The sequence below is a fragment of the Kitasatospora sp. NPDC127116 genome, assembly GCF_042677365.1.
GTDB classification, from domain to species: domain Bacteria; phylum Actinomycetota; class Actinomycetes; order Streptomycetales; family Streptomycetaceae; genus Kitasatospora; species Kitasatospora lactacystinica.
Window position 1 is genome coordinate 14,486 of sequence record NZ_JBHXTL010000005.1, and the last position, 26,178, is coordinate 40,663.

A 26,178-nucleotide genomic window follows, 5' to 3' on the forward strand; every position below is an offset into this window, starting at 1 on the left:
GTCGGCGGCACGGGCCGGGATCAGCGGCACCGACCGGCCGCCCACCCGGGCCTCCGGCGGCGCCGGCGCGAGCGACGGATACTCCCCGAAGCCCGATCCTGCTGCGACCCGGGGTGTGCCGGCGCATCAGGAACGCGGTGGACTCGTGGTCGCGATCGTTCTTCTGATCCTGCCCCTACTGTCCGCCCCTACCGTCTACGCGGCACGAGTCCGGTTTCGAAGGCGATGATCGCCAGCTGGACGCGGTCCCGAGCCTCGAGTTTGGCGAACAGACGCGCGACATGGGTCTTCGCGGTCGCCGCGCTGATCACCAGCCGTTCGGCGATCTCCGTGTTCGACAGTCCCTGTCCGACCAGTGCCAGCACCTCGCGCTCCCGGTCGGTGATCGCCGCGAGGGGAGTCGCATCCGCGGCGGGCCCGGCGTCCGGTTCGGGGGCCGCGGGGCCGGACGTTCCGGCGAAGTCCGCGATCAGCCGTCGGGTCACGCTCGGCGCGATCAGCGCGTCGCCCGCGGCCACCACGCGGATCGCTTCCAGGATCGCGTCCAGGGCCATGCTCTTGAGCAGGAATCCGCTGGCCCCGGCGCGCAGTGCGCCGTAGACGTACTCGTCGTGGTCGAAGGTCGTCAGCACCAGCACCTTGGGCGGGTCCGGCTCGGCGGTCGCCTGTCGGGTCGCCTCGATCCCGTCCATGCCCGGCATCCGGATGTCCATCACCACGACGTCCGGCCGCAGTTCACGCACCAGGCGCACCGCCTCGCGGCCGTCGCCGGCCTGGCCGACCACCTCCAGGTCGTCGGTGTCGCCGATCAGGATCCCGAGCCCGACCAGCATCAGCGGCTGGTCGTCGACCAGTAGCACTCGCACGCTCATGCCGGGAGCCTCGCCGTCACCCGGAATCCGCCCTCCGGACGCCGGCCGGCGCTGAACTGGCCGGACAGCAAGGTCACCCGCTCGCGCATGCCGAGCAGGCCGAAGCCGCTGCCGCCGGCCCCCGCCGCGAACCTCGGTCGGCCCGGCCCGCCGAGACCGTCGTCCCCGTCGTCCACCACCTCGATCCTCACTCCTTCCGGCTCGTAACCGACCGCGACCCGGCAGGTCCGCGCCCCGGAGTGCCGCACCACGTTCGTCACCGACTCCTGGATGATCCGGAACGCCGACAGTTCGATCTCCGGCGGCAGTGGACGCCGCTCGCCCCGCCAGGTCACATGAACCCGCACCCCGGCGCCGGCCGTGCGTTCGGCGAGCTGCGGGACGTCGGCCAGGCTGCCGGCCGGCGCCAGCGGAGCGGCCTGCGGCATGGCGTCGTCGGGCTCGGCGCGGCGGAGCGCCCCGAGCATGCGCTGCAGCTCCAGCAGCGTCTCCCGGCTGGTGGTCTCGATGCCGGTCAGCGCCTGCCGCGTCTGCTCGGGCTTGGTCTCCACGACCCGCGCCGCCGCTCCCGACAGCACCGTGATGATCCCGATGCTGTGCGCGACGCTGTCGTGCAGCTCGCGGGCGATCCGCAGCCGCTCGGCCATGACGACGCGGGCCTCGGTCTGCTCCTTAAGGGCTTCGAGGTATTCACGGCGTTTGCGGTACACGCCCCCGAAGACCCACGCGACCGCGAACCACAACGCGAACTGGCCGGCCCACTGGGACGCGTCGCCGACGGTCTGCTCGTGGACGTGGAGGTCGTTGAAGAACGCGGCCGCGACGGCCGCGACGGAGCCGACGGCGGCAGCCCTGGGCTGCCGGACGGCGAGGTACCCGCCCAGGCCGACGAGCAGGACGAACACGATCGAGGGCCGCGCGCCGAAGGCGTCGCCGAGGACCGCTTCGCCCAGGACCGCCGCGAAGACCGCCGCCGGCAGACGGCGCACCAGCAGAACCGGCAGGGCGAGCACGACGCAGAGACCGAGCATCTGGAAGGGATCGAGGTCGGGGAACCGGAACAGGCCCTCGTAGTGCGCCCAATCAGTGGGCAGCATCGTCAGGGCGAGAATCAGCGCGTACAAGCAGGCGGTGGCCAGCACCACGGCCTGTGACATCAGCCAGGTCACGCGTTTCGATGTCGAGAGACGCTGGAGAAGCTGTTCCATACGAAGATCGTATTCAGTGGCGTCGGCTCTGCGCGTCGCCCCGGGGATGTACGCCGGATACGCCCCCGGGCCGATGGCCTGGGAAGGGGTGACACCCGCCGGCCGACGCGGTGGATCGTGGTCCGTTCCTAGGTTCGTGGTCATGACGAATGCACCGATGATCGATCTTCGCGACACGACGAAGAAGTACGACGACGGCCCGCCCGCACTGGCCGGCGTCACCTTGTCCGTGGCGGCCGGTGAGTGCGTGGCGATCCTCGGCCATTCCGGCAGTGGCAAGTCCACGCTGCTGAACCTGATCGCGGGTCTGGACAAGCCTTCCAGCGGCACCGTGACCGTCGACGGCACCCGCGTCGACCAGCTCGGCGAGGCCGGTTCGGCGAAGTACCGCCGGGCCTCCATCGGCATGATCTTCCAGTTCTTCAACCTGCTGGACGACCTGACCGTGTTGGACAACGTCATGGTTCCGGCGCAGCTGGCCGGGATGGGCAAGGGCGAGGCGAAGCGGCGGGCCGTCGAGCTGCTCGACTCGCTGGGCATCGACCGGCATGTCAAGGCCTATCCGCAGCGGCTGTCCGGCGGGGAACGGCAGCGGGTGGCGGTGGCCAGGGCCCTGATGAACGAGCCGGCGCTGCTGCTGGCCGACGAGCCGACCGGCGCCCTGGACTCGAGCTCGGCCGAGGACGTGCGCGAGCTGCTGCTGGACCTGAACAGCGAGGGCCGGACCATCCTGCTGGTCACCCACGACGTGCAGTTGGCCGCGAGCACCGCGCGCCGCACGATCGAGTTGGTGGACGGGGCGGTCGAGCGGGACGTCGTCAACGACGGCAGCGGCGCCGGCCCGGCCGCCCGCACACTGCTGACCCGTCCGGCGGGAGAGGTCCGATGACACTGCGAAAGCCGCCGATGCCCCGGCGCCTCTTCGAGGTCGGTTTCCGGGCCGTGGCCTGCCCGCTGCCGGCGGTGAGCCGGTGAGCGCCCTGGGCAAGGTCGTACGTTCCGGCGTGGGCCGCCGTCGGGTCCAGTCCCTCGTCATGGCCCTGACGACGTTCGCCGCGGTGACGTCCTCAGTGCTCTCCCTCGGCCTGCTGACTGTCGTGCAGGCCCCGTTCGAGCACGCTTTCCGTGCGCGGAACGGGGCGCACCTGGCGGTCCAGTTCGACGGCTCGAAGGTCACGGCCGCGCAGGCCGCCGCCACCGCGCACGCCGCCGGCGTCACCGAGGCGGCCGGGCCGTACCCGGTCGCCGCCGCCCTGGACACGACGATCGGCACGGACTGCTCCGAGAAGGATCGGGCCGGTCACGACAACGGTCCGGTCACCGTCACCACCCGGCCCGACCTGGGCAGCACCTCCGGGATGGACCAGCTGGCGCTGACCCGGGGGCGCTGGCCGACGAGCCCGGACGAGATCGCCGTGCCGTGGCAGCACTACGCCACCGACTGCTTCGGCGATTCGGTGGTGTTCTCCTCCCTGCCGGGCAAGCCGTCGTTCAAGGTCGTCGGCTTCGCCGGCTCGGTGACCGACAGCGCGACCGGCTTCGTCACCGCCGACGGTTTCGCGCGGCTCACCGCTGCCGGTGCCACGTCCGACGAGCAGATGCTCTACCGGTTCGCCGAGGCCGGGAGCGCCGCAGACATCGCCACCGACAAGCAGGCGGTGGCCGCCGCCGCGCCGGCCGGCTCGGTCGAGGCCGGACAGTCGTACCTGACCGCGGAGCAGCAGGCGACCGGCAACGCCAAGGCCTACGTGCCGTTCCTGATCGCCTTCGGGATCCTCGGGCTGTTCATGTCGGTGCTGATCATCTCGATCGTGGTCAGCGGGGCGGTGGCCTCGGGAATCCGGCGCATCGGGATTCTGAAGTCGTTGGGCTTCACCCCGTCGCAGGTGGCCCGCGCCTACACCGCGCAGGCCGTGATCCCGGCGACATTCGGCCTGGTGCTCGGCACGGTTTTCGGCAACCTCCTGGCCGTGCCGATCCTGGACGGGGCCACCAAGCAGCTCGGCGCGGCCGGTGCGGCCGGTGCCACGATCCCGTTGTGGGTCAGCGCCGCGGTGCCGCTGGGCACCCTGCTGATCGTCGGCGTCACGGCTTTGATCCCGGCACTGCGGGCCGGCCGGATGCCGACGGTGCGGGCCCTGGTGGTCGGCCGCGCCCCCAAGGCCGGGGGCGGTCGGGCGGCGCAGCGTCTGGCCTCGCGGCTGCCGCTGCCCCGGGCCGTGTCGCTGGGGCTGGCCCAGCCGTTCGCCCGGCCGGCCCGGGCCGTACTGGTCGGTGCGGCGGTGCTGTTCGGCGTGGTGAGTGTCACGTTCGCGGTGGGGCTGGAGACCGGGTTCAACAAGTACCTGGACGCCAGTACCTCGGGCTTCAACGTCGCGTCGGAGTTCGTGGAACCCACGGCCGACGTGGGCGTGCCCTGGGGTCGCTACGGCCCCGACGACCCGCGCACCCCGCACCTGGACGCCGCCGGGGTGGCCGCCGCGCTCGCCGGGATCCCGGGCACGAAGGCCGCGTTCGGCTGGGGCGACAGCGGCGCGACCATGGTCGGCGCCCCGCCCGGCGGCGAACCGCCGAAGGTGTTCACGGTCACCGGCGACTTCTCCTGGACGCACCTGGAGCTGCTGTCCGGCCGCTGGTACTCGGCGCCCGGCGAGGCCGTGGTCGGCGACAAGCTGGCCTCGGCGGTGGGGATCCACGTCGGTGACGACGTCGCGGTGGTGCAGCAGAACAGGCAACTGTCGCTGAAGGTCGTCGGTATCAACTTCGACACCAACCAGGGCGACTACACGGTCATGACGGATGCGGCCACCTTCACCGCCGCCGGTCTGACCCCGCACATCGACCTGTTCAACGTCGAGCTGGCCGACAACGTCAACGGATCGGACTGGTCCACCTCGGCCGCCGCCGCGCTGACCCCGCTGAACGCCTCGGTCCGGCCGAGCTCGGGCGGGGGCAAGAACATCATTGTGATCACCATGGGCGCCCTGGTGGCCACGCTCACGCTGATGATGATCGCGGTCGCCGCGCTCGGGGTGCTGAGCACGGTGGTGCAGGACACCCGGGAACGGGTCCATGACCTGGGGATCCTCAAGGCCCTCGGGATGACGCCCAAGCAGACCGTCGCGATGGTGCTGACCTCGGTGTCCCTCACCGGCCTGATCGCCGGGCTGATCGGGGTCCCGCTCGGGGTCGCGGTGGAGAAGGCGACGCTGACCCCGATGGGGAACGCGATCGGCCGGCACCTGCCGCCGAGCGTGTCCCACACCTACACCGCCGGGCTGCTCGTCCCCCTGCTGGCCGGCGGGATCGTGATCGCCCTGCTCGGGGCGCTGCTGCCGGCCGGCCGGGCGGCCCGGTCGCGGACCGCCACCGCGCTGCGGACCGAGTAGGACCGAGTAGGACCGAGTAGGACCGAGTAGGACCGAGCAGGACCGAGGGCGTGGCGCCCTGCGGATGCGGGCCCCGTCCAGGGTGCCGCTGTCCTGTCGGGACGGTGGAGGCGTCGCCCCGCAGGATTTCCCGGGTCGTGATCCTCCTTGCGAAGCCGAGGACACCGACGACTCTCCCTCGCTGGACCCCGCCCGGTGAACGCCCCGGCGTCGTACCTCGGAGCCCGGACGGGCAGGGCCCGGCGCCAGGGCGTTCACCGGGCGTAGTCGACCTCGGGGAAGCCGGGGGAGGGACCGTCGAGCAGCCGCCCCCGGTCGCGGAGGTGGAGGTCGAAGAAGGCTCGCGGGTAGGCGCGTTGGAACGCCTGGGCCCGGTGCCCGGGAATCGTCCCGACCTCTTCCTCCAGATCGGGCGGTGACATGCCCCGGAGAGGGGCGATCAGCGGCAGGATCAGCACATCGTCGCCGAACGAGTGGTGCGCGGCTCCCCGTACGGTCAGATGCAGGCGCCAGCCGCGCAGATGCGACCAGAACGCGCGCAGGGCGGGGTTGCTCTCCATGCCGCCCTTGCCCAGGGTGTCCACGACCAGGAACGGACGGTCGAGCCCGGCGTCCACCACCGGGCCCGCCGCGCCCCCGTCCAGGCTCGCTCCCGCCGTGATCCGCCCGTCGATGAGCATCGTCGCGGCGGTGGTGGCGCCGCCCAGGGAGTGACCGAGCATCCCGACGCGCCGCAGGTCGAGCGCCCCGCGCAGGCCTGTGGGCAGCGGGGTGCGGCAGACGCCGGGGTGGCCACCCGAGCGGAGGACGGCGAGCCGGTCCAGGACGAACCGGATGTCGGCGGTACGGACCGCGAGGGCCTTGGCGTAGTCGCTGATCCCGCCCTGCGGATTCGTCTCGACGCGTCCACCGGGGAAGGCGACCGCCGCCGCGTCGTAGGTGTGGTCGACGGTGACCACCAGGAAGCCGTGACTGGCGAGGTCTTCCACGACGCCGGTGCCGAACGACCGTGACGCGTCGGCGCCGGGGGAGTAGAGAACGACGGGCAGGGGGCCCGGTGGGCCGCCGACGGGAGCGCCCTCGTGGCCGTGGGTGTCTCCCAGTCGCACCCGGCCGGGAGGCAGGCCGAGGAGGCTCAGGTACCGGTCGGCCGCCGCCGGAGGCATCCAGGGAACGGTGGGGCGGTCCGCGCGGCCGCGGGCGGGGTACCAGAGGCTGATCATCAGCTCACGGCAGGGGCGGGAGGGCACCCAGGGGTCCGGCCGCGCGGTGTCGGCCAGGTGCAGCGCGATCGTACCCAGCGGGTACGGTCCGTTCGGGGCGGGCAGCTGGAACCGCACGGGTTCCTCCCGCTTCGGCCGCGCGACGGCCACCGGCGCGAGCGGACCCGTGATCATGGCGGCGGCCAGTGCGGCGGACGAGGACAGCAGTGTTCTCCGATTCATGGCTCCACTGTCGCGTCCGACGGGCCCGGCGGCTTCGCCCCCGGGGAGGAACCCGGTGTCAGCCCAGGAGGGTATGACGGGCATCGGCCGCGCGGATGAGTCAGCCCGCGAGATGACGTCCTCCGGGCTGACAGGTCCCGGGCCCCCGCTTGGATAGCGTGGCCGGCATGGGCGACGGGGAGTCACGGCCGCTGGTGGCCGGACGTCTGCGGGACGGACAGTGGCACGGCGTGGACACGGTCGCGGCCGTGCTCCTCGCCCTGGCGTTCGGCGCGAGCGAGACGCGCAGCGGTGGCTGGGGAGCGGGAGCGGTGGCGGCGGCGGTCTGGCTGCCGGTCGCGGTACGGCGCAGATGGTCCGTCCGGGTTCTGTACACGGTCCTGGCCGGAGCGGTCCTCGCCATGGTGTTCACCGGATGGGAGGAGTCCTGGGTCCCCGTCGGGGCCGCCCTGTACACGGTGGCGGCGCGGGAACCGCGGCGCCGGTCCGCGACGGCGCTCGGCTGCTCGCTGGTCGCCGTCGCGGCGGCCATGACCCTCGTACCGCGACCGGTCCCGGCCTCCGGGGTCGCGTCGGGCGTCGTCTTCGCCTCCTTGATGATGACGCTGCCCTGGCTGGTGGGCACCGCGCTGAGAGAGCAGCGGTCGTACGCGGAACTCGCCGCCCGGCAGGCCGTGACGGACGAGCGCCTGCGGATCGCCCGCGAGCTCCACGACGTGGTGGCCCATCATCTGACTGTCATCGCGGTACGGGCCGAGGTGGCCCGTGCGGTGGCCTCCACCAACCCGCAGGAGGCCGAGCGGACCCTCGCACTGGTCGGGACAGCGGGCCGGACGGCGCTCACCGAGATGCGCCGCATGCTCGGCGTTCTGCGGTCACCCGGTGACGGAGCCGAGTCGGGGACCGCCCCCGGTCTGGCGGACCTGCCCGCGCTCGCGGACGGCGCAGGCCCACGCGTGGAGCTGTCCGTCGACCCGGATCCACCGCTCCCCCCGGGTGTGGAACTGGCGGTCTACCGGATCGTTCAGGAAGCCCTCACCAATGTCGTCAGGCACGCGGGATCGGCGGACTGCCGGGTGAACCTCTCCCGGACGGGTCCCGAGGCGGTCGAGATCGAGGTCGTCAACGACGCGCCGTCCCGGCTCCCGCCCCGTTTCCCGCCCCGGTTCCCGCCCGGGCGTCCTGGCGGCGGGCACGGACTCGTCGGGATGCGGGAGCGGGCGGCCATGTGCGGCGGGACCCTCTCCGCCGGCCCCCTGGCGACGGGTGGATTCCGGGTGCACGCGCGGCTGCCCTGCGGATCGGAGACAGCACGGTGAACCGGCCGGTCCGGGTTCTCATCGCCGATGACCAGGCGCTGTTGCGGACGGGCTTCCGCCTGCTCATCGAGAACGCGCCGGACCTCACCGTCGCGGGCGAGGCCGTCAGCGGCGAGCAGGCCGTCGAACTCGCCCTGCGGCTGCGGCCCGACGTCGTGCTGATGGACATCCGGATGCCGGGCACGGACGGTCTGGAGGCCACCCGGCGCATCTGCGCGGACCCGGACGCCGTCGGCACCCGGGTGCTGATCCTCACCACGTTCGACCTGGACGAGTACGTGTACGCGGCACTGCGCGGCGGAGCCAGCGGATTCATCCTGAAGGACATCCTCCCCGCCGACCTGCTGACAGCCGTGCGGGTGGTCGCCGCCGGCGACGCCCTGCTCGCGCCCGCGGTCACCCGCCGTCTGATCCACGAGTTCGCCGGACGCCACGAGCCGCGCCCGCGACTCGCCCGGGAGCTGGCGGGCGTGACCCCACGGGAACGGGAAGTGCTCCGATTGGTGGCCCGGGGACTGCCCAACCGCGTGATCGCCGAGCACCTGGGGCTGAGCGTCGCGACCGTCAAGACACATGTCCGGCGGCTGCTGGCCAAGCTCCACGCCCATGACCGGGCCCAGCTGGTCGTCATCGCCTATGAGACCGGCATGGTCACCGCGGGCGGGAACCTCCCGTCCACGGGCTGACGCCCCACCGGCTGGGACGGTGCACCGCCCGAAGGGGACTGCCCCGGCGGTGGGTCGTGCCGACCCCGATCGGTCCCGGGGAGGTCTGCTCCGTGGTGTCGAGCGCGCAGTTCCAGCGCGGGAGGCTCTCGGACCGTGCGAGGTGGGCGAAGAGCACGCCGACGGTCAGGGTGCTCTCGAATTGCACGATTTCTCCTTCCCCGGCGCGGTGTCGGCCGGCCCCGCGCGGCTCCGTGTGTGGCGCTCCTCGGCGTCGGTGCGGCGCTCGACCGGTCCGGCCGCGACGACGCGTTCGACCAGCCGGCCGGGGTTGGTGCCGCTCTCGCGACGGCCCGGGCAGGGATCCGGGCACCGAATCTCCACCACGCGGAACCTGGGAGCTGATCGGCATCGAAGCCTTCGATCAGTAGGCAATTTCTTGAACGGAACGTTAAATGCAAGGCCTTGCCCCGTATTTGGGTGTAGGCTCTGAAGCACAGAGGGTGGTCCGAAGGGCCGGCATGACGATGATGCCGACGAATCACCCCGGACAGGGGGAGCATCATGATCTACCACATCGAGGTTGCGCGGGCGACGATCGACGAGCGCCTGCGGGAGGCCGAGAAGCACCGCCTCACGCGCGCGCTCCGGCTCAAGAGCCGCGCCGAGCGCACCACCCGACGCGCACACCGGGCCCTGGCAGGCCTGATCGGCCCGGCCGTATGAGCATCACCCTCTGAGCATCACCCTCGACGGGCCGCCACCGCAGCACCGGTGACGGCCCGTCCGCTGTCTGCAGAGAAAACTCCCGGTGAACCGGCCCGGTCGGCCACACACGGACGCATGCCGCAGCCTCGCCCGGTGGGCGTGAACCACAGCCTCGACCCGGAGGCCGAGAAAGCCGACCGGGAGCGGGGCCGGACAGGACCTGAAGGCCCGCAGGACACGGGACGCTCTGCCGACCGGCGAACAACTCGCCCAGGCCGCCCGGCACGCCCGGGCCGCCCGCGAACGCCTGACGGCCCTGTACGCCGTCCGCTCCTCCAGGGCGGGTTGCCAGCCCTCCAGGTCAGATCACGACCAGCGCGCGGGTCGCGGAGCTGGCTAGGCTCGCGGCCGCCATGGGGAGCTGTGCCGAAGCACGATAGGCGTCACCAAGGCAGGCTTGTTGTCACCAAGCCCAACGGGGGATCGATCGGGGCGTCACCCCGGGCGGGCGGAAGGATCGCCTCCGCGTGCAGCAACAGTGGGATCGACTGCCATGGCGCCAGCGGCTGAGCGGCAGAGGGCACACGGGATTTAGTTGCTCTAGCGGTATACAGCCGCACGCTGGTATTTGAATTAACGGATATTTGAAAGGAAGGGCCTACGCGGTCGCCATGGATCCCGCGCTCACCGCCCTCGCCGGCGACTGGGCCGCCCTGTCCCTCTTGCAGGGTTGGGTCGAGGTGCGCGTCGAACATTCGCTTCAGGCCCGGCACGGCCTGAGCATGCGGGAGTAATCGTTGCTGGAGGTGCTCAGCCGCCGGCACGACGGTCTCGGTGGGCGGCTGGCCGCATGGTCGGCAGGCCAACCCCGGCGGCCGTGTCTGTCTGCGGAATCCCCGTGCACCCCATTGTTGACGGTGCTTACATCGCGACCTATAGTCATGTGTACACCGCTTACATGACTAGTGAGGAGCCGGGCCATGTCTTCGGCGCAGAAGGACACCACCGTCAAGGTCGACCTGGGCGGCCGCACGGTCACCGTCCCCAAGGGGGGTCTGTACGACCGGTACCGGATGAACCCCGACCTGGATGAGATCGCCCGGGACCCCCGCGTCAGCGGGGTGGACTTCTTCCGGCAGCTGCCCAAGATCAAGGTCGACTCCCCGATCGGCCCCACGCTCACCCCGAACTTCTACTACAGCGTCTCGACCGCCCGGATCACCATGCTGGCGCCCTCCAGCACGATCCGGACCAGGCTGCCCGGCGAGCTCGCGCCGCTGGAGATCGCCCCGGGCCTCGGGCTGATCTCGGTCATGTTCTTCCGCTACGACGTGTGCGACATCGACTTCTACACCGAGGCCGCCGTCGGCATCGCCGTGAAGCCCGCGCGGCACGGCAAGCTCGGATTCTTCGACCTCGTCGCCGGCCTCAAGAACGAACACCTCGACTCCTACGTACTGTCCCTGCCGGTCAGCACGGAGATCGCCCAAGTCCGCGGCCACGACGGCTACGGCTTCCCCAAGTGGGTCACCGGCCTCGACGTCGACATCGACGAGCGCCGCACCACCGCCCGGGTCACCAACGACGCCGGCGGCCTCGACCTGTCGCTCCAGGCGACCACGCCGAAGCAGACCGCCCACCTGAGCGGCGACCGCGTCAGCTCGCTCACCTCCTACACGACGATCAACGGCGCATGGCACTCCACCCTGAGCCAGACCAACGTGCTGAACGCCGGCACGACGCGCCTGCCGCGTGACGTCCGCCTCCAGCTCGGCGAGGGCCGGATGTCCGACGACCTGCGCTCGCTCAAGCCGATGCGGACCATCCAGTTCGACGTGATGACCGAAGGCCAGCTCGCCCTCCACATGCCGGTCCCCACCTCGGTCCAGCGCCGGAACAAGTAGCAAGGAACCCTCGCCATGGCCACCGCACAAACCGCCAGCCCCACGGCCGCCCGCGCCCAGGGCCTGCCCGCCTCCATCACCCCGGCGCTGATCGAGCGGCTGACCGCACGGGTCTCCGCCGCACCGAACGCCGCGCGCGTCACCACCAGCGCCCCGTACTCCGGCCACCCCCTGGGCGACTTCCCCATCTCCACCCCCGACGACGTCGAGGCCGCGTTCGCCCGCGCCCGCGCTGCCCAGGCCACCTGGGCGGCCACGCCGATCGCGGAGCGCAAGAGGATCATGCTGCGCTTCCACGACCTCGTCCTCGCCCGCCAGGAGGAGGCGCTCGACCTCATGCAGGCCGAGAACGGCAAGACCCGCCGCGACGCGTTCCTCGAAGTCGTCGACATCGGGATCGTCTCCCGCTACTACGCGCGCAACGCCGCCAAGTACCTGAGCCCAAAGCGCCGCCGCGGCGCGATCCCGCTGCTCACCCACACCACCGAACTGCGCCACCCCAAGGGCGTCGTCACGGTGATCTCCCCGTGGAACTACCCCCTGAGCATGGCCGCCAGCGACGCCATCGCCGCGCTCATGGCGGGCAACGCCGTCGTCCAGAAGCCCGACACCCAGACCGCGCTCACCGCCCTGTGGTCGCTCGACCTGATGTACGAGGCGGGGCTGCCGGCCGACGTGTGGCAGATCGTGGTCGGCCGGGGCAGTGCCATCGGCGGCGCCCTGATGGCAGGCGCCGACTACATGATGTTCACCGGTTCCACCGCCAGCGGACGCCAGATCGCGAGCGACGCGGGCCGGCGCCTGATCGGGGCCTCCCTCGAACTCGGCGGCAAGAACCCGATGATCGTCCTGGACGACGCCGACATCGACAAGGCCGCCGCCGGCGCGGTCAACGCCTGCTTCCCCTCGGCCGGCCAGCTGTGCGTCTCCGTCGAGCGCCTCTACGTCGCCGAGTCCGTCCGCGACAAGTTCGTCGCCGCGTTCGTCGAGCGCACGAAGAAGCTCAGGATCGGCGCCGCGTACGACTACAGCGTCGACGTCGGCTCCCTCACCACGCCGTCCCAGCTGGGAACCGTCACCGAACACGTCGACGACGCCGTGGCCAAGGGCGCCACCGTCCTGGCCGGCGGCAGGGCCCGCCCGGACCTCGGCCCCCTGTTCTACGAGCCGACCATCCTCACCGACGTCACCCCCGAGATGACGGTGTACGACCACGAGACCTTCGGCCCGGTCGTCTCTATCTACTCCTTCCGCCACGTCGAGGAGGCGATCGCACGGGCCAACGCCACGCCGTACGGCCTCAACGCCAGCGTCTGGTCCCGCAACGGGGCGCGCGGCCGAGCAGTCGCCGCCCGCGTGCACGCCGGCACCGTCAACGTCAACGAGGCCTTCGCCGCCGCGTGGGGAAGCATCGACGCGCCGATGGGCGGCATGGGCGACTCCGGACTCGGCCGCCGCCACGGCGCCGAGGGCATCCTCAAGTACACCGAGGCCCAGACTGTCGCCCACCAGCGCATCCAGGGCTTCTACCCGCCACAGCGCGTCAGCCCCGACACCTGGGCCGCCCTGCTGACCGGCACGCTCAGGGCCATGAAGGTGTTCGGCGTCCGCTGAACAGTGTGGGGCCGCTCAGTCGCCGTGGAGCGCTGTCCTGAGGGCATCGATGGCAAGTTTGCGGGCGACGTTGGCGGCGCGGGTGTCGCGCAGGCTGTCCAGGAGCAGGAAGTCGTGGACCATGCCGGCCACGCGGACGGACGTGACGTCGACGCCGGCCTCGCGAAGCTTGTTGGCGTACTGCTCGCCCTCGTCGCGCAGGACATCGGCCTCATCGGTGATGACCAGGGTGGTGGGCAGCCCCCGCAGCAGCTCCAGTGGTGCCTGGAGTGGCGAGGCGTGCGGCTCGGCACGCTGGGCCGGGTCGGTGGTGTAGGCGTCCCAGAACCACTTCATCCCGTCGCGGGTGAGGTAGTAGCCCTCGGCGAACTGCAAGTAGGACGGGGTGTCGAAGTCGGCGTTGGTCACCGGGTAGAGCAGGACCTGGGCCTTGAGGCCGATGCCGCCGCGCTCCTTGTTCATCAGCGCGAAGACCGCGGACATGCAGCCGCCGACCGACTCCCCGGTGACCGCGATGCGCGAGGCGTCCAGGCCGTGTTCCGCACCGTGCTGGAGCACCCACTGGCCTACGGCGTAGTTCTGCTCCACCTGGGTGGGGTACCTGGCCTCCGGCGCGCGGTCGTAGACGGGGAAGACGCCCGCCGCGCCCGCGCCGACGGCGAGCTCCCGGAAGAGGCGGTCGTGGGTCTTGTCGTCACCGAAGACCCAGCCCGCGCCGTGGATGTAGAACACCACGGGCAGCGGTCCGGTGACGCCCTTGGGGCGGATGATGCGGGTTCGCACGGTGCCCCACTCGCCGGTGTCCACCTCGACCCACTCCTCGTCGACCTCGGGCCGGGGCACGCCCGGGTCGGACTGCAGGCCGAGCAGGATCTCGCGGCCCTTCTCCGGCGGGACCTCGTAGAGCCGCGGGTGCGGATCGGTCGCCTCGCACAACTCCTTCGCGGCGGGCTCCAGGTACGGCGTGAGCGGCGCAGGAAGCTCAGTCATCTTCTCTCCATGTCGCGGGCACACGTGTGCCGTGCTCGTGCGGCCTCACCGGCCGGGCCTGACGAACCCCCGGCCGAACCTCCCCTCCTCCTATCGTCGGATCCCGCGCGCGAGGCGCAACCTGTAGCCCTGGCCGCGGACCGCGGCTCTCACCGGGCGGGCGCCCACGGCGGCGCCGAAGATCGAGACAAACGGAACACGACGGCAGCCGTTCGGACGGACGGCCCCGTCATCACCCGGAAAGGCGAGAACATGACCCGTGCCCTCTTCGTCGTCACGGCGGCCGACCACTGGACGCTGAAGGACGGCACCAGGCACCCCACGGGTTACTGGGGCGAGGAACTGGCGATGCCGCACAAGATCTTCACCGAGGCCGGATGGGAGATCACCATCGCGACCCCCGGCGGGAAGCGACCCACCCTGGACAGGATCAGCATGGGCCGCACCGCCGGCCTTCCGGGCACCCTCCGCGAAGTCGCCGACTACCTCGCCACGATCCAGGACGCACTGGACGCCCCGGCCTCCCTCAGCGACGTGAATCCCGACGACTTCGACCTCGTCTTCTACCCCGGGGGACACGGCCCCATGGAAGATCTCTCCCACGACGAGGTCTCGGGAGCGCTCCTCACCAGGCAACTCGCCTCCGGCAGGCCGCTGGGTCTGCTGTGCCACGGCCCTGCCGCGCTGCTCGCGGCCAGGACCAACGACGGTTCCTGGCCCTTCGCCGGATACCGGATCACCGCGCTGTCCAACTTCGAGGAGAAGCTGAACAGCTTCGGACGCAAGGCGTCCTGGTTCCTGGAGGACCGGCTGCGCGAGAGCGGCGCGCACTACACCAAGGGAAAGCTCCCGCTCCTGCCCCACATCGAGGTCGACCGCACTCTCTACACCGGCCAGAACCCCGGCTCGGCCAAGCAGCTCGCCCACCGTATGGTGGCCGACCTGGCCCACTGACACGGGCGCGAGCCCGGTTCTTCAGGCCGGATCGCGAACGGTCCGAACAAGCGGAGCAGGGTGGCGGACCGCGGTCCGCCACCCTGCTCCGGCTTCGGATCCGTGCTTCAGCTCTTCGGCGCTTTGGACGCGGCGAGCTGGCCGGGCATCTCCTCCATGGACTTCTGGGCGGGCCGGTAGCGCACGCCCGGCGCACGACGGCTCCTGGCCCTGTCGCTGCGGAGGTCGAAGCCGATGTTGCGGCGCACGTACTCGCGCGGGAGTCCGATCACCGGCGCGAGGGCGACCGCGAGAGGCTCGGGAACCGCTCGGCGCGGCAGCCCCGGCTCGGCCCCGTGGACGGGAAGCAGCCTGCGGCTGAGGTCCACGATGTCGGTGGTCTCCGCCACGACGAGGTGGCGGCCCTCCGCCTCGGGCAGGAAGGCCGCCGTAAGGTGCGCGTACGCGGCCTCGCGGACGTCCACGACGGCCCGGGCGATGCGGGGTGCGCCGAAGCGGGCCCCGCCACTGGCCGTCTGCCCGGCGATGGCGAAGCTCTCGCTGGTGGGGTCGGGGGTGAGCGAGGGGCCGGTGTCGGTGGAGTTCCTTCGCTCAGTCGTTGACGAGGATGATCTTGCCGGTGTGTCCGCCCGCCTCCATGAGGCGGTGCGCCTCGGCGGCGTCGGCGAGCGGGAGGGCGCGGTCGACGACGAGCTTGACGGTCCCGTCCTCGATCATCGGCCAGACCCGTTCGCGCACCTCGGCGATGATCGCGGCCTTGTCGGCGGCGGGGCGGGTGCGCAGGGTGGTGCCGTGGACGGAGGCGCGCTTGAAGACCAGCTCGGCGAGGTTGAGCGGGGCTTCCAGGCCGTCCTGCAGGCCGATGACGACCAGGCGCCCGTCCGCTGCGAGGGAGCTGATGTTGCGCTGGAGGTACCGGCCGCCGATGACGTCGAGGATGACGTCGTAGGGTGCGTGCTCGGCGAAGTCCTCGGTGCGGTAGTCGACGGTGACGTCGGCGCCCAGCTCCCGGGCGCGGGCGGCCTTCTCCGGGCCGCCGACGGTGGTGACGACGCGGGCTCCGAGGGCCTTGGCGATCTGGATGGCGGCGGTGCCGATGCCGCCGGCGCCGCCGTGGACGAGGAGGCTCTCGCCGTGCTCCAGGCGAGCGGTCATGACGAGGTTGGACCACACCGTGGCGACGGCCTCGGGCAGGGCCGCCGCCTCGACGAGGCTGAGGCCCTTGGGGACGGGCAGGAGCTGGCCCGCGGGAACGGCGACCTTCTGGGCGTAGCCGCCGCCGGTGAGCAGGGCGCAGACCTCGTCGCCGATCTTCCAGCCGGTGACGCCTTCGCCGATGGCGCTGATGCGCCCCGACGCCTCCAGCCCGGGGTAGGGGGACGTGCCGGGGGCGAGGGGGTACAGGCCCCAGCGCTGCATGATGTCGGCCCGGTTGAGGGCGGTGGCGGCCACGTCGATGACGACTTCGCCCGCCGCGGGGGTCGGGTCCTCGACCTCGGTCCACTCCAGGACCTCAGGGCCGCCGAATTCCTTGATCGTTATTGCCTTCATGGTGCAAGTCCGTTCGCATGAGCCAAGAAATGTTTGCACTGCACACATTAGGACGCTAAGTATGCAGTGTCAACATCTACCCGTCGGACTCGGCCGCTGCTAGGCGTCGACCTGCTCGGCCGTCGCGGCCTTCGGCTGGGGCTGCCCAGGAGTCGCGGTGAGCAGTGCCTGGACGGCGGCTCGGACCTGGGCCGACACCGCCCCGGGGGTGGAGGTGTCCAGCTTCCCGTCCAGGTGCAGGAAGGCCAGGCCGTGGACGACGGCCCACACGGCGGTGGACAGGGCCTCGGGGTCGGAGCCGGCGAAGACGCCGTGGACGATGCCGCGGACGTACTCCCAGATGGCGGCGGTCGCCGCGACCCGCTCCTCGCTCGTCGGATCACAGGGCTCGGCGAACATCACCCGGAACAACGCCGGACGCTCCAGGGCGAACCGGACATAGGCGACCGCGACCTCGGCGAGGTCCTCGGGCGTGCGCGGTGACGGGTGCGCCGCCGCCAGGTGGTCGGCGAGCTCGGCGTAGCCCTCGGCCGCGACCGCCGAGACGAGCGCGTCGCGGTCTGCGTAGTGGCGGTAGGGGGCGGTTGCCGACACCCCCGCCCGTCGAGCCACGGCCCGCAGGGACAGCCCGGCACTCCCGTCCTCCTCCAGGAGTTCCCGGGCGGCGCGCAGGCATGCGGCGCGCAGATCGCCGTGGTGGTACGAGGCACTCACTTGTGTCATGGGTCACTCTCTCCAATGTTTGCACCGCCTACATTATTGGCTTAATGTAAGCGATGTACACATCCTAGTCGATGGAAGAGGAAGAATCAGATGGCCAGCGAACTGTTCACGCCGCTGCCCCTGGGCTCCGGGGCGGTGCTGCCCAACCGGATCGCGAAGGCGGCCATGGAGGAGAACATGGCCGGCACCGGCCAGCTCCCGGACCAGCAGCTGATCGGCCTGTACCGGCGCTGGGCCGCCGGCGGCACCGGGCTGCTGATCACCGGCAACGTCATGGTCCACGCCGAGGCCCTGACCGGCCCCGCAGGTGTCGTCCTGGACGAGGCCGCGCCCCTGGAGCCCTTCGCCGAGTGGGCGAAGGCCGGCAAGTCCGCCGGCGGGGCGATCTGGATGCAGATCAACCACCCCGGCCGCCAGGTCGCCTCCGACATGCCCGGCGTCGTCTGGGGACCGTCCGACCTCGGCGTCGACCTGGGCAAGCACAGCGGCCGCTTCGGCCGACCGAGCGCCATGACCGCCCAGCAGATCGAGGCCACCGTCAAGCGCTTCGCCGTCACGGCCGCGCGCGCCGAACAGGCCGGCTTCGACGGGGTGGAGATCCACGCCGCACACGGCTACCTGCTGTCGCAGTTCCTGTCACCGCTGGTCAACAAGCGCACCGACGCCTGGGGCGGCTCCCTGGAGAACCGGGCCAGGATGCTCCTGGACACCGTCCGCGCCGTCCGCGCCGCGGTCTCCCCGTCATTCACCGTCGCCGTGAAGCTCAACTCCGCCGACTTCCAGCGCGGCGGCTTCGACGCCGACGACGCACGCCAGGTGATCGAGTGGCTGTCCCTGCTCGACGTCGACCTGGTCGAACTCTCCGGCGGCAGCTACGAGAGCCCCGCCATGACCGGCCGAGCCACCGACACCCGCACGCAGGCCCGCGAGGCGTACTTCCTGGAGCTGGCCAAGGACCTGGTCACCACCAGCCCCGTCCCGTTGATGCTCACCGGCGGCATCACCCGGCGCACCACCGCCGAACAGGTCCTCGCCAGCGGCGTCGCACTCGTCGGCATGGGCACCGCCCTCGCCGTCACCCCCGACCTCCCCGACCACTGGTTCAACGGCCGCGAGGCCGACCGCCAGATGCGACCGGTCACCTGGAAGGACAAGCCCCTCGCCTCAGCCGCCAGCATGGCCCAGGTCCGCCGCCAACTGCGCCGCATCGCCCGCGGCAGCAGGCCCAGGCCCGGCATCCACCCGGCGATCGCCCTGCTCGGGGAGCAGCGTCAGCAGCGCCAGGCCCTGCGCCGCTATCGTGCGTGGCTGCCCACGCGCCTAAAGGCCGCAGGCCACCGACACCCGTAGCAGCCGGCACGCATCCTGGTCTCCGCTGTCCGGCGTCAGGGGCCCAAGATGCATGCGTATGTGCCTTTCCGACCGAAGCTGCCATGACGGATTTCAACCCGCGTCGGCGGGTCTGATGGCTTCGACGGGGTCAATGAGCATCAACGTGATGTCACCAGGAGCGGGCGGACAACTTCCCAGCATCGCGTCCTGGGATATGGGGAGTCGCCCCTACAGTCGGTGAAAAGCAGGGACTACTCGTCAAAGGCACTGGGCCCGCTGAGCCAGACCGTTCGACACGCGGCCGAGGATGACGGCCAAGGCGCAGGAGGAGCCCAAGACCCGGCGCCGGTGACAAGGGGGTCGTCGGCACACGCCGACAGCCTCTGCTTCGTCGCCCTTCACGTGCGGGGCGGGAGCCGGCCGCCCAGGCTGTGCGGTACGGGGATGCGCCCTCAGTTGCAGGGCCGATCAATCGCGGTGGCGAGATCGCGAGCGTACGCGTCGAGTTGTTCGGCGATCGGCCGTAGTTCCCAGGCGCGGCCGCAGCGGCGCTGGTAGCGAGTCTCCGTCAAGGATTGCAGGAGCGGGCTGCGGGCGGGAAGCGCAGCGGCGCGTGCCCGGTGAACGACGTAGGCCTGGTGGGAGTGGCTCTGGGTGATGTCCGTCCAGATCAGGACAGCGGCGGTATCGCGGCGCACTGCGTCGTCGAAGCGCCGCCCGGTGCGCTCGGGCAGGTTCTCGCTCAGGCGGCGCCAGTCGGCCTCGGAGAGAGACCAGGTATCAAGGGCCTGGCGGCGGCGGTGGTAGTCGACCAGGCATGTCTGCGCATCAAGGTGGTCGGCCAGCTTCTGGAGGCCGGCTTCCAACGCGTCAAGGGCGTCAGCGTCGGCGAGGCGGCGGCGGGCGTTGCCCATCGCCCACGCCGCCGTGCCGAACGGCACGCCAAGGCGTTCGGCGCAGTCCTGCACCGATCCGCCAGCGATCATCTTGACCAGGTGGACGGGCACGGCACGCCGCAGGGCCTCGTGTGTACCGGCGGGCGCATCGAAGTAGTGGAGCCACTCCTCGGGGAGGTACTGCGGGATGTGATGCCAGGTGAAGGCGCCGTGATGGCTGGGCGGGATCGGCGGTTGGGGCTTTCGCGGCTTCGGCTGGGGCCGTGGAAGGGAATCGGCTTCCCGGATCAACCGGCTCAACGTGGGTGAGCTGTTGTGGTTGCTGTTGAGGACGGCCTGCCAGCGGTGGGGTGACCAGCGGGCGGCCGTCAGCAGTTCCCTGATCATTGTCTCGGCCTGTGCCGCGTCGGCGGCCAGGAGCTGGTGCGCGGTGGTGAGGACTTTGGCGGCATCCCCGGGGTCCTGCGGGAGGCGGCAGTCGCCGCGCATCCGGCGCTCGCGCGGCGCCGGATCGGCGCCGGCTGCGGGTACCGGACGCAGCAGGACCGTGGCGGTGTACAGGTCGTCGAAGCAGGTGAGGGCCTTGACGTGTTGGCCGATGCTGCGGGCGTCGGGGTCGGGTTCGGTGAGCAGGGCGTGCAGGTGGCGTTGGCAGTCGAGCTGGTCGGCCGGCACGGTGGTCGGCGGTACGGGGGTGTCGAGGCGTCCGGCGCAGGCCTCCTGCCAAGCGGGGTGGCCGGTGTCGGCGGCCGGGTTGCGGCACTGCGCGGGGTGTAGGAGGCCGAGGGCGGGGCGGGCGATCAGGTGGCTTCCGAGGTTCTGGTTGACCGGCTTCTCGCAGTGCGGGCAGGTGGTCTCCAGCATCCGTTGGTGCGCGAGGCAGGCGAAGGAGACGGGCAGGTGCCAGAGCCTGCGCCATGCTCCGCCGTGCCGCTGCTGGACCGTCGTGCCGTCCGATGCCAGACACTGGGGGCAGTAGCGGCGCAGCCGGTGGGAGGCCCAGCCGGCCGGCGCCGCCCAGTGCGCCCGCTCCGACAAGTCGACCCGGCCAAGGTGCTGCTGGTAGGGGCGGTAGCGGTAGGCGAACGGCGACAGGCACAGACCGCTCACCTCGGCCGGACTCAGTCGGGTCGCGCGGCCGAACGCCGCGGCCGCCGCCTTCGGCAGGTGGACGGCCTGGTAGCCCGGGACGGCGATCTGCCGGGCGCCGACCGTGAGGCTGGTGAGCCGCAGGACGTGCTGCGGGGTGATCTCCAGGCGGTGGGCCAGACGCAGGACGAAGCCGGGCAGGCTCTCACCCGGCAGCGGGTCGAGGCTGCGCGGTAGCGGCCGGGACGCGCTCACCCGGTACTGCTCTCGGTGCCGTAGTGGCCCTGGTCGTCGAAGACCGTGTTGGCCGCACGCGCCTGGCGCCGCCGACGAGGTGGTTTCGGGATGGAGGGGACCTCGCCGGCGTGGGCGTCGAGGTCGCCGAGCCGCTAGGGGCGAATGACGGTGCCGTCCAGCAGGTCCCGGGTCAGCCGTTCCTCGCCTCCGGCCATCGCCTCCGCGCAGCCGTCTTCGATCAGGCGCCGCAGCAGGCCGATGACACCGCCGGTACGACGGAACAGGTACTCGGGCATGGTGCCGGCGGTGAGCATCCCCGGCTCGGCGCGAAGGAGTCGCAGCTGATCCTCGGTGCCGGTGAGGTGGTCGACAAACGCGCGGATCTGACCGGGGGTGGTGTAGGCGAAGGGGTCGAGGTCGACGAGGTCGAAGCGGCGCTCGGTCTGGGTGGCGGCCGACGGGTTGTGGCTTCGGCCCTGGCGGACGTCGGGGACGATCAGCTGTCCGGTGGCGGGGTCGATGGAGGAGCCGCGCAGCAGGCCGGAGCGGGGAATGTCCACACCGATCAGGACCAGGGTGACGTTCAGGTCCATGAGTTCGCGGACCAGGTCGAGGGTGTCCTGGTCGTCCTCGCGGTGCAGGCGCAGACGGGTGATGTCGTCGAGCAGCAGGGCGGTGGTGCGGTGGTCGCGCAGCGAGTCGCGCACCGCGCGGATCATGGCGTCGAGGGTCTTGGGGTGCGGTGCCCCGTAGTAGTCGAGGATGCTCGCGCACAGCGCCTTCGGGGTCGCCTTGACCGGGAGCCGGCAGTAGGCGACCGGGACGAACGCGTCGCGGGTGCCGGGTATCGGCTCGGTGTGCGGGGCGAGCTGGCGGTGGACCTCGCGCCACAGGTCCTCGAACGAGGCGGCCGCGTCGCACACCGTCTCGGTCTTGCCCTGGAATCCTCCGCCGCTGACCATCAGCCCCACCCGGGTGCCGGGCTGGAAGTTCAGCGCGTTGTTCTGCAGCCTGGTTCGCAGCGCCTTCACGACGGCCGCGCTCATCGGGGTCTCCTGCAGTCGCAGGTTGACGTGGGTGGCGGTGCGGTGCAGGTCGTACAGTGCGCGTCGGCGCGCCGGCAGTGTCCGGTACTCGTCGAGCGTGATGCGCGGTGCGGGGCTGAAGGCGTGGCGGGTGCGGAGCCACTGCTGCCAGCCCTCCAGCCGGTTGCGGTCGGGTGGCGGGCCCGCGGCGAGCAGAGGCGCGATTCCCATGGCGTCGATGGTCGGGTTCACCGGGGCGGCTCCGGGGCTTCGTCGGTGTCGGCGGGCAGCAGCAGCGGGTTGCCGTCCCAGAAGGCGGCGCTCAGCGGGCGGGCCGGGCCACCGGCCGGGGCCTGGACGGTCGCGGCTTCGCGGCGGTGGCGGCGCTCCCCGTCGACGGCCTCCTCGACCTGCCGCCGCTGCTGCGGCCACGGCACCTCCCGGACCGGCCCGGCCTGCTGGGCTGCCGGTGGACGGTCGGCGGCGGCGGTGCGGGCGGCGGCCGTCTCGCGGGCGCGGTCGATCCGCCCGCTCCGGCCTGGTTGGCCCCTCCAGCCGTCCACCGGCGCGACGTCGGCCAGCATCTCCAGCAGGACGGGCAGCAGCTCCCGGTCGGACCTGGGACGCAGACCGGCCGCCTCGGCCTTCTTCATCAGTTCGCCGGCGCGGGCGTCACCGAACGCCGGAGTGCGATCCGCGTGGGGCATCCCGGTCCAGGCGAGCGGATGCCAGTCGTGGGTGAGCGGGTCCTGGAAGAACACGAACCGGCGGTCCCGCGGGTCCCGGCGCACCACCCACGTGCCCGGGTGGGCGCCGCCGCGCGTGGAGCGTTCGCCGCGGTAGGGGCCGAGCACCTTGGGGTCGTCGTACCACAGGCCCCGGATCTTCACCCCGCGGCGGCGGTCGATGCGCACGTAGTGCGTGGGCAGGAGTTCGTAGAACAGCTCCGGCGAGGGGATGTCCATCGCGAAGCCGGTCTGCGCGAACGAGGCCGCGAACAGCGTGTTCGGACTGTGCGAGCCGTCAGGGTCCCAGCCGGGCGCGAACTCCCCCAGCGCCCGGCGCTGCCACACCGCCACCACCCACGTCGCGATCAGGTGCTCCATCTCCTCCACTGTCAGCAGCGGCCCGTCGGCCGGGTCCGCACCGCGATCCGCCACGTCCACGCCGGTGTAGCCGGGCAGCTGCTCGAACAGGAGTTGGCGGATCACCCCGAAGGCCCGCTCGCAGGCGGCCTTGTCGGTGGGCCGCAGCGCCCGGGCGGGCAGCACGTTGCAGCCCAGCACCCGCTGCACCTCCACCAGGTGGTGGTTGCGGTAGACCGCGCCGTGGTCGGTGGTCACGGTCTCCGGCGCGAAGAACGGCAGGCCCGCCACCTTGTGCCCCGCGAACTGGGCCACCACCGCTGCCGGAAGCCCCGGGTAGGGCCACTCCAGGTCCTCGCCCCACTCGGCGCGCATCGGCAGCGGCATCATCACGTCCCGCAGCAGCATCGCCACGTCCACTGCGGTGTCCGACACCAGGGTGAGGCGGAACGCGCAGACCGAGTGGGTGTAGACGTCGAGCGCGATCGTCAGGTGGACCTTCACCGGCTCGCCGAACACGCCCTCGCGCACGAACACCGGCAGCACGGTCGTGTCCAGTGCCACCACCTGGCCCGGACGGTGCACCAGGACGTGCCCGCCGTCGAACACCGTCTCCACGGTGCGCGCGTAGCGGGGCCGGGTGCCGCCCGGGCCGAACCACTCCCGCCACACCCGGCGCAGCGTGTCGTAGCCGGGAACCGGCACCCCGTCGCCGAACCGCTCGCGCACGTACCGGTGGACCATCCGCTCCTTCGTGCGCATCGACACCCGGGAGGCGTAGCGGGTCTCCTCCCGCACCGCGAACAGCGCCTCGCGCACCTGCTCGCTCACCGACGGGTGTCCGCCGCTCTCCCGCAGCCAGCGGCCGTCCGCGCATCCCGCGAGGCCGAAGCGGCGCCGGTCCCTCTCCCAGCGGATCAGTGTGCGGTACCCGACCCGCGCGAGGCCGAGCAGCTTCGCCTGCTGCGGGTCCAGGGCGGCGAGCTCCGTGACCTTCGCCAGCCTGCGCTGCGACAGCGTGGTCGTGCCGGGGTCGTAGCCGGTCCGGGGCTCGCCCGGGCCGGGCCGCAGCGGATCGCCTCCGCGGAACCCGGTGGCCACCTCCAGCAGGTGGGCCATCCTCAGCAGCGCCAGCTCACGCCGTTCGCGCGGTAGGTCACCGGTCGTGCGCACCTGGCGGCCGCGCTCGGGACCCGCCGCCGCCGTGCGCGACGAAGCCCGGCAGCCGGGGTGGTTGGCCAGGAAACGGAAGCTCACCGCCTGCCGCTCGCCGTCGGCGGCGACCAACTGCACCCGGCCCAGGTGCGGCTCGCGCCGCTCCACCGTCCACTCGCGTCCGTCCACCACCAGGCCGGCGCCCGGCGACAGGTCCAGCACCGCCGCCGTACCCCTCACCGGTCGGCCCCCGCTCGCACCGGCGACCGGTCGGTCAGCGGCCGGCGCAGGTCGACGCCGAGGCTTCGTCCCCACAGCAGGTGCAGCAGCTGGGCCCGGGCCACCGGCTCGCAGCCGCCGACCGCGGCGAGCTCACCGAACGTCAGCCCGTCCCGGGCGGCGACCAGAAGACCGGGCCGCAGCTCCAGCGGATCCGACAACGGTCTGCGCCGCGAGGAGAAGGCGTCCAGCGCGGCGAGAGCGTGTTCCTGCCAGCCACCCACCACCGTGTACCGCCAACCGCACGCCAGCGCCGCTTCCGCCGCCGCCGCGAACGCCACCAGGTCCGCCTCGCGCACCAGCGCGGCGGGCCGGACATCGATCAGCCACCAGCCCGACCGGGTCATGGCCAGAAAGTCGGGGATGTGGCTGCGGCGCCCCGCCTCGCACTCGAACCGCAACCGGAACGGCTGCGACGCCACCTCGACCAGGTCCCCGGCAAAATCCAGCGCCAGCAGGACCCGCGCCTCCTCCAGGCTCTCCGCGCCGTGGAGCCGACCGGTACTGACCAGGGCCTGGAGGTTCGGGCGGTGCCGTTGATCGCGCCGCCAGGAGAACCGGCGTACCGGCCGCCCGGAGATGACGATGCCGTCCAGGTCCCGCACCGCGCACGACACCTCACCGGCGCGAGCTCTCCACGTCGCCGACCACCGTCGCAGCCAGTTGTCCCCGAGGCGAAGAGTCGGACGCCCCGCCTCCACCGGTACCTCGACGACCAGATCGGTCCACTCGCACCGATCGGACCACACCACGGCCGACACGTCCCCGACACCCGCTTGATCGAACACGCGAGCCATGGAATCAGCCGCCCCACACCGGCCGAAGCTGATCTCCAACGAACAGCAGGTGACAGAAAAGCCCAGCAAAAGTCGCAGGTGACAGATATCGCGCCTAAGCGGTGACAAGCATCCTGCCTCACCTCACAACTTCACCGAGGTCGCCCCACGCAGCTGGTGACAACTAGCCCGCTTCGACACACCGACGTCCCGACCTCCTGGAGCCGCATCGGTACCTGGCTCACTGCCCACACCCGACGAGGCCCGGCGAGACCAGCGCCGGATGCCTCCCGCCTGGACGCGTTCGAGAAGGACCTCGGCCTGCCCCTGCCCGCCGACCTGCGGGCCTGGTGGCTGCTGCCCGACGTCACCGCGAGCCACTGGATACCTGGCGAATTCGCCCCGGTCCCGTTGGACGAGGCCCTGGAGACCCACGACATCTGGCTGCTGGTCGCAGAGCAGGAAGGCGACTCCTTCGACGAGAACGGCCAGCCCGAGGCCCGCTACCAGCGGGAGTTCATGCCGATTGCGCTGAGCCCCGGCGGCGACGGACTGATCGTCGACCTCCGGCCCGGTGACACGCACGGCGCGGTGCTCCTCTGGGATCACGAGACGTGGGACCTGGACGTTCCCCGATGGGCCTCGGTGACGTCGATGCTCCAGGACATCGCCAACGCGCTGGAGACCGGGACACCGGCCCTCCTGGACCACGCGGACCTCGCCGGCTCCGCGCAGCCCTGCACCGCGACGATCGACGGCGCCCTCGACCTCACCTGGCAACCGGCCTGGTCGGGGGACCGCCGAGGAGCTGCTGGCGGAGTCGGCGCGGTTGGAGGAGGCCGAGCGGCAGGCCTGACGGCCACCGGAGCCGGTGCCCCCTCGCCGGCCGGTCACCGCCCACCACCTCACCGCGAAACTGCGGCGGTGCGGGGCACGCAGCGCCCGTGGGGGCGGGTCCTGTC

20 protein-coding genes and 1 pseudogene are annotated in these 26,178 nt (G+C 71.8%); 10 read left to right on the forward strand and 11 right to left on the reverse strand.

The features are described 5' to 3' along the window. Positions 1 to 188 precede the first annotated feature (188 nt). Complete coding sequence (locus ACFVHV_RS03245) at positions 189 to 872, reverse strand: response regulator transcription factor (protein WP_359896765.1); 684 nt, start codon at positions 870 to 872, stop codon at positions 189 to 191. Beyond that, on the reverse strand, positions 869 to 2,080 hold the full coding sequence (locus ACFVHV_RS03250; RefSeq protein ID WP_380348491.1) for a sensor histidine kinase: 1,212 nt from the start codon (positions 2,078 to 2,080) through the stop codon (positions 869 to 871). The genes ACFVHV_RS03245 and ACFVHV_RS03250 overlap by 4 nt, the downstream gene beginning before the upstream one ends. 142 nt (positions 2,081 to 2,222) lie before the next feature. On the opposite strand from ACFVHV_RS03250, the gene ACFVHV_RS03255 reads away from it, so the two are divergent. Both ACFVHV_RS03255 and ACFVHV_RS03260 read left to right on the forward strand, forming a co-directional pair. Next, a complete protein-coding gene (locus ACFVHV_RS03255) occupies positions 2,223 to 2,969 on the forward strand; it encodes an ABC transporter ATP-binding protein (protein ID WP_380348493.1) in 747 nt (248 codons plus the stop codon). 145 nt (positions 2,970 to 3,114) lie between these two features. Continuing rightward, on the forward strand, positions 3,115 to 5,469 hold the full coding sequence (locus ACFVHV_RS03260) for an ABC transporter permease (protein WP_380348495.1): 2,355 nt from the start codon (positions 3,115 to 3,117) through the stop codon (positions 5,467 to 5,469). A gap of 254 nt (positions 5,470 to 5,723) precedes the next feature. On the opposite strand, the gene ACFVHV_RS03265 is transcribed toward ACFVHV_RS03260, so the two are convergent. Then, positions 5,724 to 6,914, reverse strand: coding sequence for an alpha/beta hydrolase family protein (locus ACFVHV_RS03265; protein WP_380348497.1), 1,191 nt, complete (start codon positions 6,912 to 6,914; stop codon positions 5,724 to 5,726). A 167-nt stretch (positions 6,915 to 7,081) separates the two neighbouring features. Here ACFVHV_RS03265 and ACFVHV_RS03270 point away from each other — a divergent pair, with 167 nt between their 5' ends. The 5 genes from ACFVHV_RS03270 to ACFVHV_RS03290 all read left to right on the forward strand — a co-directional run bounded on the left by ACFVHV_RS03270 (position 7,082) and on the right by ACFVHV_RS03290 (position 13,124). After that, positions 7,082 to 8,233, forward strand: a complete 1,152-nt coding sequence (locus tag ACFVHV_RS03270) for a sensor histidine kinase (RefSeq protein WP_380348499.1) — start codon at positions 7,082 to 7,084, stop codon at positions 8,231 to 8,233. Beyond that, on the forward strand, positions 8,230 to 8,919 hold the full coding sequence (locus ACFVHV_RS03275; RefSeq protein ID WP_380348501.1) for a response regulator: 690 nt from the start codon (positions 8,230 to 8,232) through the stop codon (positions 8,917 to 8,919). The genes ACFVHV_RS03270 and ACFVHV_RS03275 overlap by 4 nt, the downstream gene beginning before the upstream one ends. Positions 8,920 to 9,462: 543 nt before the next feature. Beyond that, positions 9,463 to 9,624, forward strand: coding sequence for a hypothetical protein (locus ACFVHV_RS03280; protein ID WP_359896777.1), 162 nt, complete (start codon positions 9,463 to 9,465; stop codon positions 9,622 to 9,624). A 962-nt stretch (positions 9,625 to 10,586) separates the two neighbouring features. Beyond that, entirely contained in the window at positions 10,587 to 11,510 is a 924-nt protein-coding gene (locus ACFVHV_RS03285; protein ID WP_359896779.1) for an acetoacetate decarboxylase family protein, read from the forward strand. Between the two features lie 15 nt (positions 11,511 to 11,525). Next, a complete protein-coding gene (locus ACFVHV_RS03290) occupies positions 11,526 to 13,124 on the forward strand; it encodes a succinic semialdehyde dehydrogenase (protein WP_359896780.1) in 1,599 nt (532 codons plus the stop codon). 15 nt (positions 13,125 to 13,139) lie between these two features. Here ACFVHV_RS03290 and ACFVHV_RS03295 read toward each other — a convergent pair whose 3' ends face one another. Continuing rightward, complete coding sequence (locus ACFVHV_RS03295; RefSeq protein WP_359896783.1) at positions 13,140 to 14,114, reverse strand: alpha/beta hydrolase; 975 nt, start codon at positions 14,112 to 14,114, stop codon at positions 13,140 to 13,142. A 252-nt stretch (positions 14,115 to 14,366) separates the two neighbouring features. On the opposite strand from ACFVHV_RS03295, the gene ACFVHV_RS03300 reads away from it, so the two are divergent. Further along, the gene (locus ACFVHV_RS03300) at positions 14,367 to 15,068 is read left to right on the forward strand and encodes a type 1 glutamine amidotransferase domain-containing protein (protein ID WP_359896784.1); all 702 of its coding nucleotides are present in this window, start codon (positions 14,367 to 14,369) and stop codon (positions 15,066 to 15,068) included. A gap of 107 nt (positions 15,069 to 15,175) precedes the next feature. Here the strand turns inward: ACFVHV_RS03300 and ACFVHV_RS03305 are convergent, their stop codons facing one another. The 3 genes from ACFVHV_RS03305 to ACFVHV_RS03315 all read right to left on the reverse strand — a co-directional run bounded on the left by ACFVHV_RS03305 (position 15,176) and on the right by ACFVHV_RS03315 (position 17,342). Beyond that, positions 15,176 to 15,532 carry a hypothetical protein gene (locus ACFVHV_RS03305; RefSeq protein WP_359896786.1) on the reverse strand — a complete coding sequence of 119 codons (357 nt, stop codon included), beginning with the start codon at positions 15,530 to 15,532 and terminating at the stop codon, positions 15,176 to 15,178. A 127-nt stretch (positions 15,533 to 15,659) separates the two neighbouring features. Beyond that, complete coding sequence (locus tag ACFVHV_RS03310; protein WP_359896787.1) at positions 15,660 to 16,619, reverse strand: NAD(P)H-quinone oxidoreductase; 960 nt, start codon at positions 16,617 to 16,619, stop codon at positions 15,660 to 15,662. 99 nt (positions 16,620 to 16,718) lie between these two features. Continuing rightward, positions 16,719 to 17,342 carry a TetR/AcrR family transcriptional regulator gene (locus ACFVHV_RS03315; RefSeq protein WP_030394835.1) on the reverse strand — a complete coding sequence of 208 codons (624 nt, stop codon included), beginning with the start codon at positions 17,340 to 17,342 and terminating at the stop codon, positions 16,719 to 16,721. A 90-nt stretch (positions 17,343 to 17,432) separates the two neighbouring features. Between ACFVHV_RS03315 and ACFVHV_RS03320 the strand changes: the two genes are divergently transcribed. After that, a complete protein-coding gene (locus tag ACFVHV_RS03320) occupies positions 17,433 to 18,692 on the forward strand; it encodes an NADH:flavin oxidoreductase/NADH oxidase family protein (protein WP_030394836.1) in 1,260 nt (419 codons plus the stop codon). 434 nt (positions 18,693 to 19,126) lie between these two features. Here ACFVHV_RS03320 and ACFVHV_RS03325 read toward each other — a convergent pair whose 3' ends face one another. The 4 genes from ACFVHV_RS03325 to ACFVHV_RS03340 all read right to left on the reverse strand — a co-directional run bounded on the left by ACFVHV_RS03325 (position 19,127) and on the right by ACFVHV_RS03340 (position 25,276). Continuing rightward, positions 19,127 to 20,914: a TniQ family protein gene (locus tag ACFVHV_RS03325; RefSeq protein WP_380348505.1), complete on the reverse strand. Its 1,788-nt coding sequence runs from the start codon at positions 20,912 to 20,914 to the stop codon at positions 19,127 to 19,129. Positions 20,915 to 21,048: 134 nt separating this feature from the next. Further along, on the reverse strand, positions 21,049 to 22,152 hold the full coding sequence (locus ACFVHV_RS03330) for an AAA family ATPase (protein ID WP_380348507.1): 1,104 nt from the start codon (positions 22,150 to 22,152) through the stop codon (positions 21,049 to 21,051). Between the two features lie 17 nt (positions 22,153 to 22,169). Next, complete coding sequence (locus ACFVHV_RS03335) at positions 22,170 to 24,401, reverse strand: transposase (protein WP_380348509.1); 2,232 nt, start codon at positions 24,399 to 24,401, stop codon at positions 22,170 to 22,172. Next, complete coding sequence (locus ACFVHV_RS03340; RefSeq protein WP_380348511.1) at positions 24,398 to 25,276, reverse strand: TnsA-like heteromeric transposase endonuclease subunit; 879 nt, start codon at positions 25,274 to 25,276, stop codon at positions 24,398 to 24,400. Before ACFVHV_RS03340 ends, ACFVHV_RS03335 begins: the two co-directional genes overlap by 4 nt. A gap of 117 nt (positions 25,277 to 25,393) precedes the next feature. On the opposite strand from ACFVHV_RS03340, the pseudogene ACFVHV_RS03345 reads away from it, so the two are divergent. Next, positions 25,394 to 25,867, forward strand: a pseudogene (locus tag ACFVHV_RS03345) (SMI1/KNR4 family protein); the annotation flags it as partial. Positions 25,868 to 26,178: the final 311 nt, after the last annotated feature.

Excerpts from the sequence above, each read along its gene's own strand:
- ACFVHV_RS03310 (WP_359896787.1), bottom strand. The coding sequence starts at position 16,619 with ATGAAGGCAATAACGATCAAGGAATTCGGCGGCCCTGAGGTCCTGGAG.
- ACFVHV_RS03330 (WP_380348507.1), bottom strand. The coding sequence starts at position 22,152 with ATGGGAATCGCGCCTCTGCTCGCCGCGGGCCCGCCACCCGACCGCAAC.
- ACFVHV_RS03255 (WP_380348493.1), top strand. The coding sequence starts at position 2,223 with ATGACGAATGCACCGATGATCGATCTTCGCGACACGACGAAGAAGTAC.
- ACFVHV_RS03250 (WP_380348491.1), bottom strand. The coding sequence starts at position 2,080 with ATGGAACAGCTTCTCCAGCGTCTCTCGACATCGAAACGCGTGACCTGG.
- ACFVHV_RS03290 (WP_359896780.1), top strand. The coding sequence starts at position 11,526 with ATGGCCACCGCACAAACCGCCAGCCCCACGGCCGCCCGCGCCCAGGGC.
- ACFVHV_RS03265 (WP_380348497.1), bottom strand. The coding sequence starts at position 6,914 with ATGAATCGGAGAACACTGCTGTCCTCGTCCGCCGCACTGGCCGCCGCC.
- ACFVHV_RS03300 (WP_359896784.1), top strand. The coding sequence starts at position 14,367 with ATGACCCGTGCCCTCTTCGTCGTCACGGCGGCCGACCACTGGACGCTG.
- ACFVHV_RS03315 (WP_030394835.1), bottom strand. The coding sequence starts at position 17,342 with ATGACACAAGTGAGTGCCTCGTACCACCACGGCGATCTGCGCGCCGCA.
- ACFVHV_RS03295 (WP_359896783.1), bottom strand. The coding sequence starts at position 14,114 with ATGACTGAGCTTCCTGCGCCGCTCACGCCGTACCTGGAGCCCGCCGCG.
- ACFVHV_RS03285 (WP_359896779.1), top strand. The coding sequence starts at position 10,587 with ATGTCTTCGGCGCAGAAGGACACCACCGTCAAGGTCGACCTGGGCGGC.
- ACFVHV_RS03260 (WP_380348495.1), top strand. The coding sequence starts at position 3,115 with ATGGCCCTGACGACGTTCGCCGCGGTGACGTCCTCAGTGCTCTCCCTC.
- ACFVHV_RS03280 (WP_359896777.1), top strand. The coding sequence starts at position 9,463 with ATGATCTACCACATCGAGGTTGCGCGGGCGACGATCGACGAGCGCCTG.
- ACFVHV_RS03320 (WP_030394836.1), top strand. The coding sequence starts at position 17,433 with ATGGCCAGCGAACTGTTCACGCCGCTGCCCCTGGGCTCCGGGGCGGTG.
- ACFVHV_RS03270 (WP_380348499.1), top strand. The coding sequence starts at position 7,082 with ATGGGCGACGGGGAGTCACGGCCGCTGGTGGCCGGACGTCTGCGGGAC.
- ACFVHV_RS03245 (WP_359896765.1), bottom strand. The coding sequence starts at position 872 with ATGAGCGTGCGAGTGCTACTGGTCGACGACCAGCCGCTGATGCTGGTC.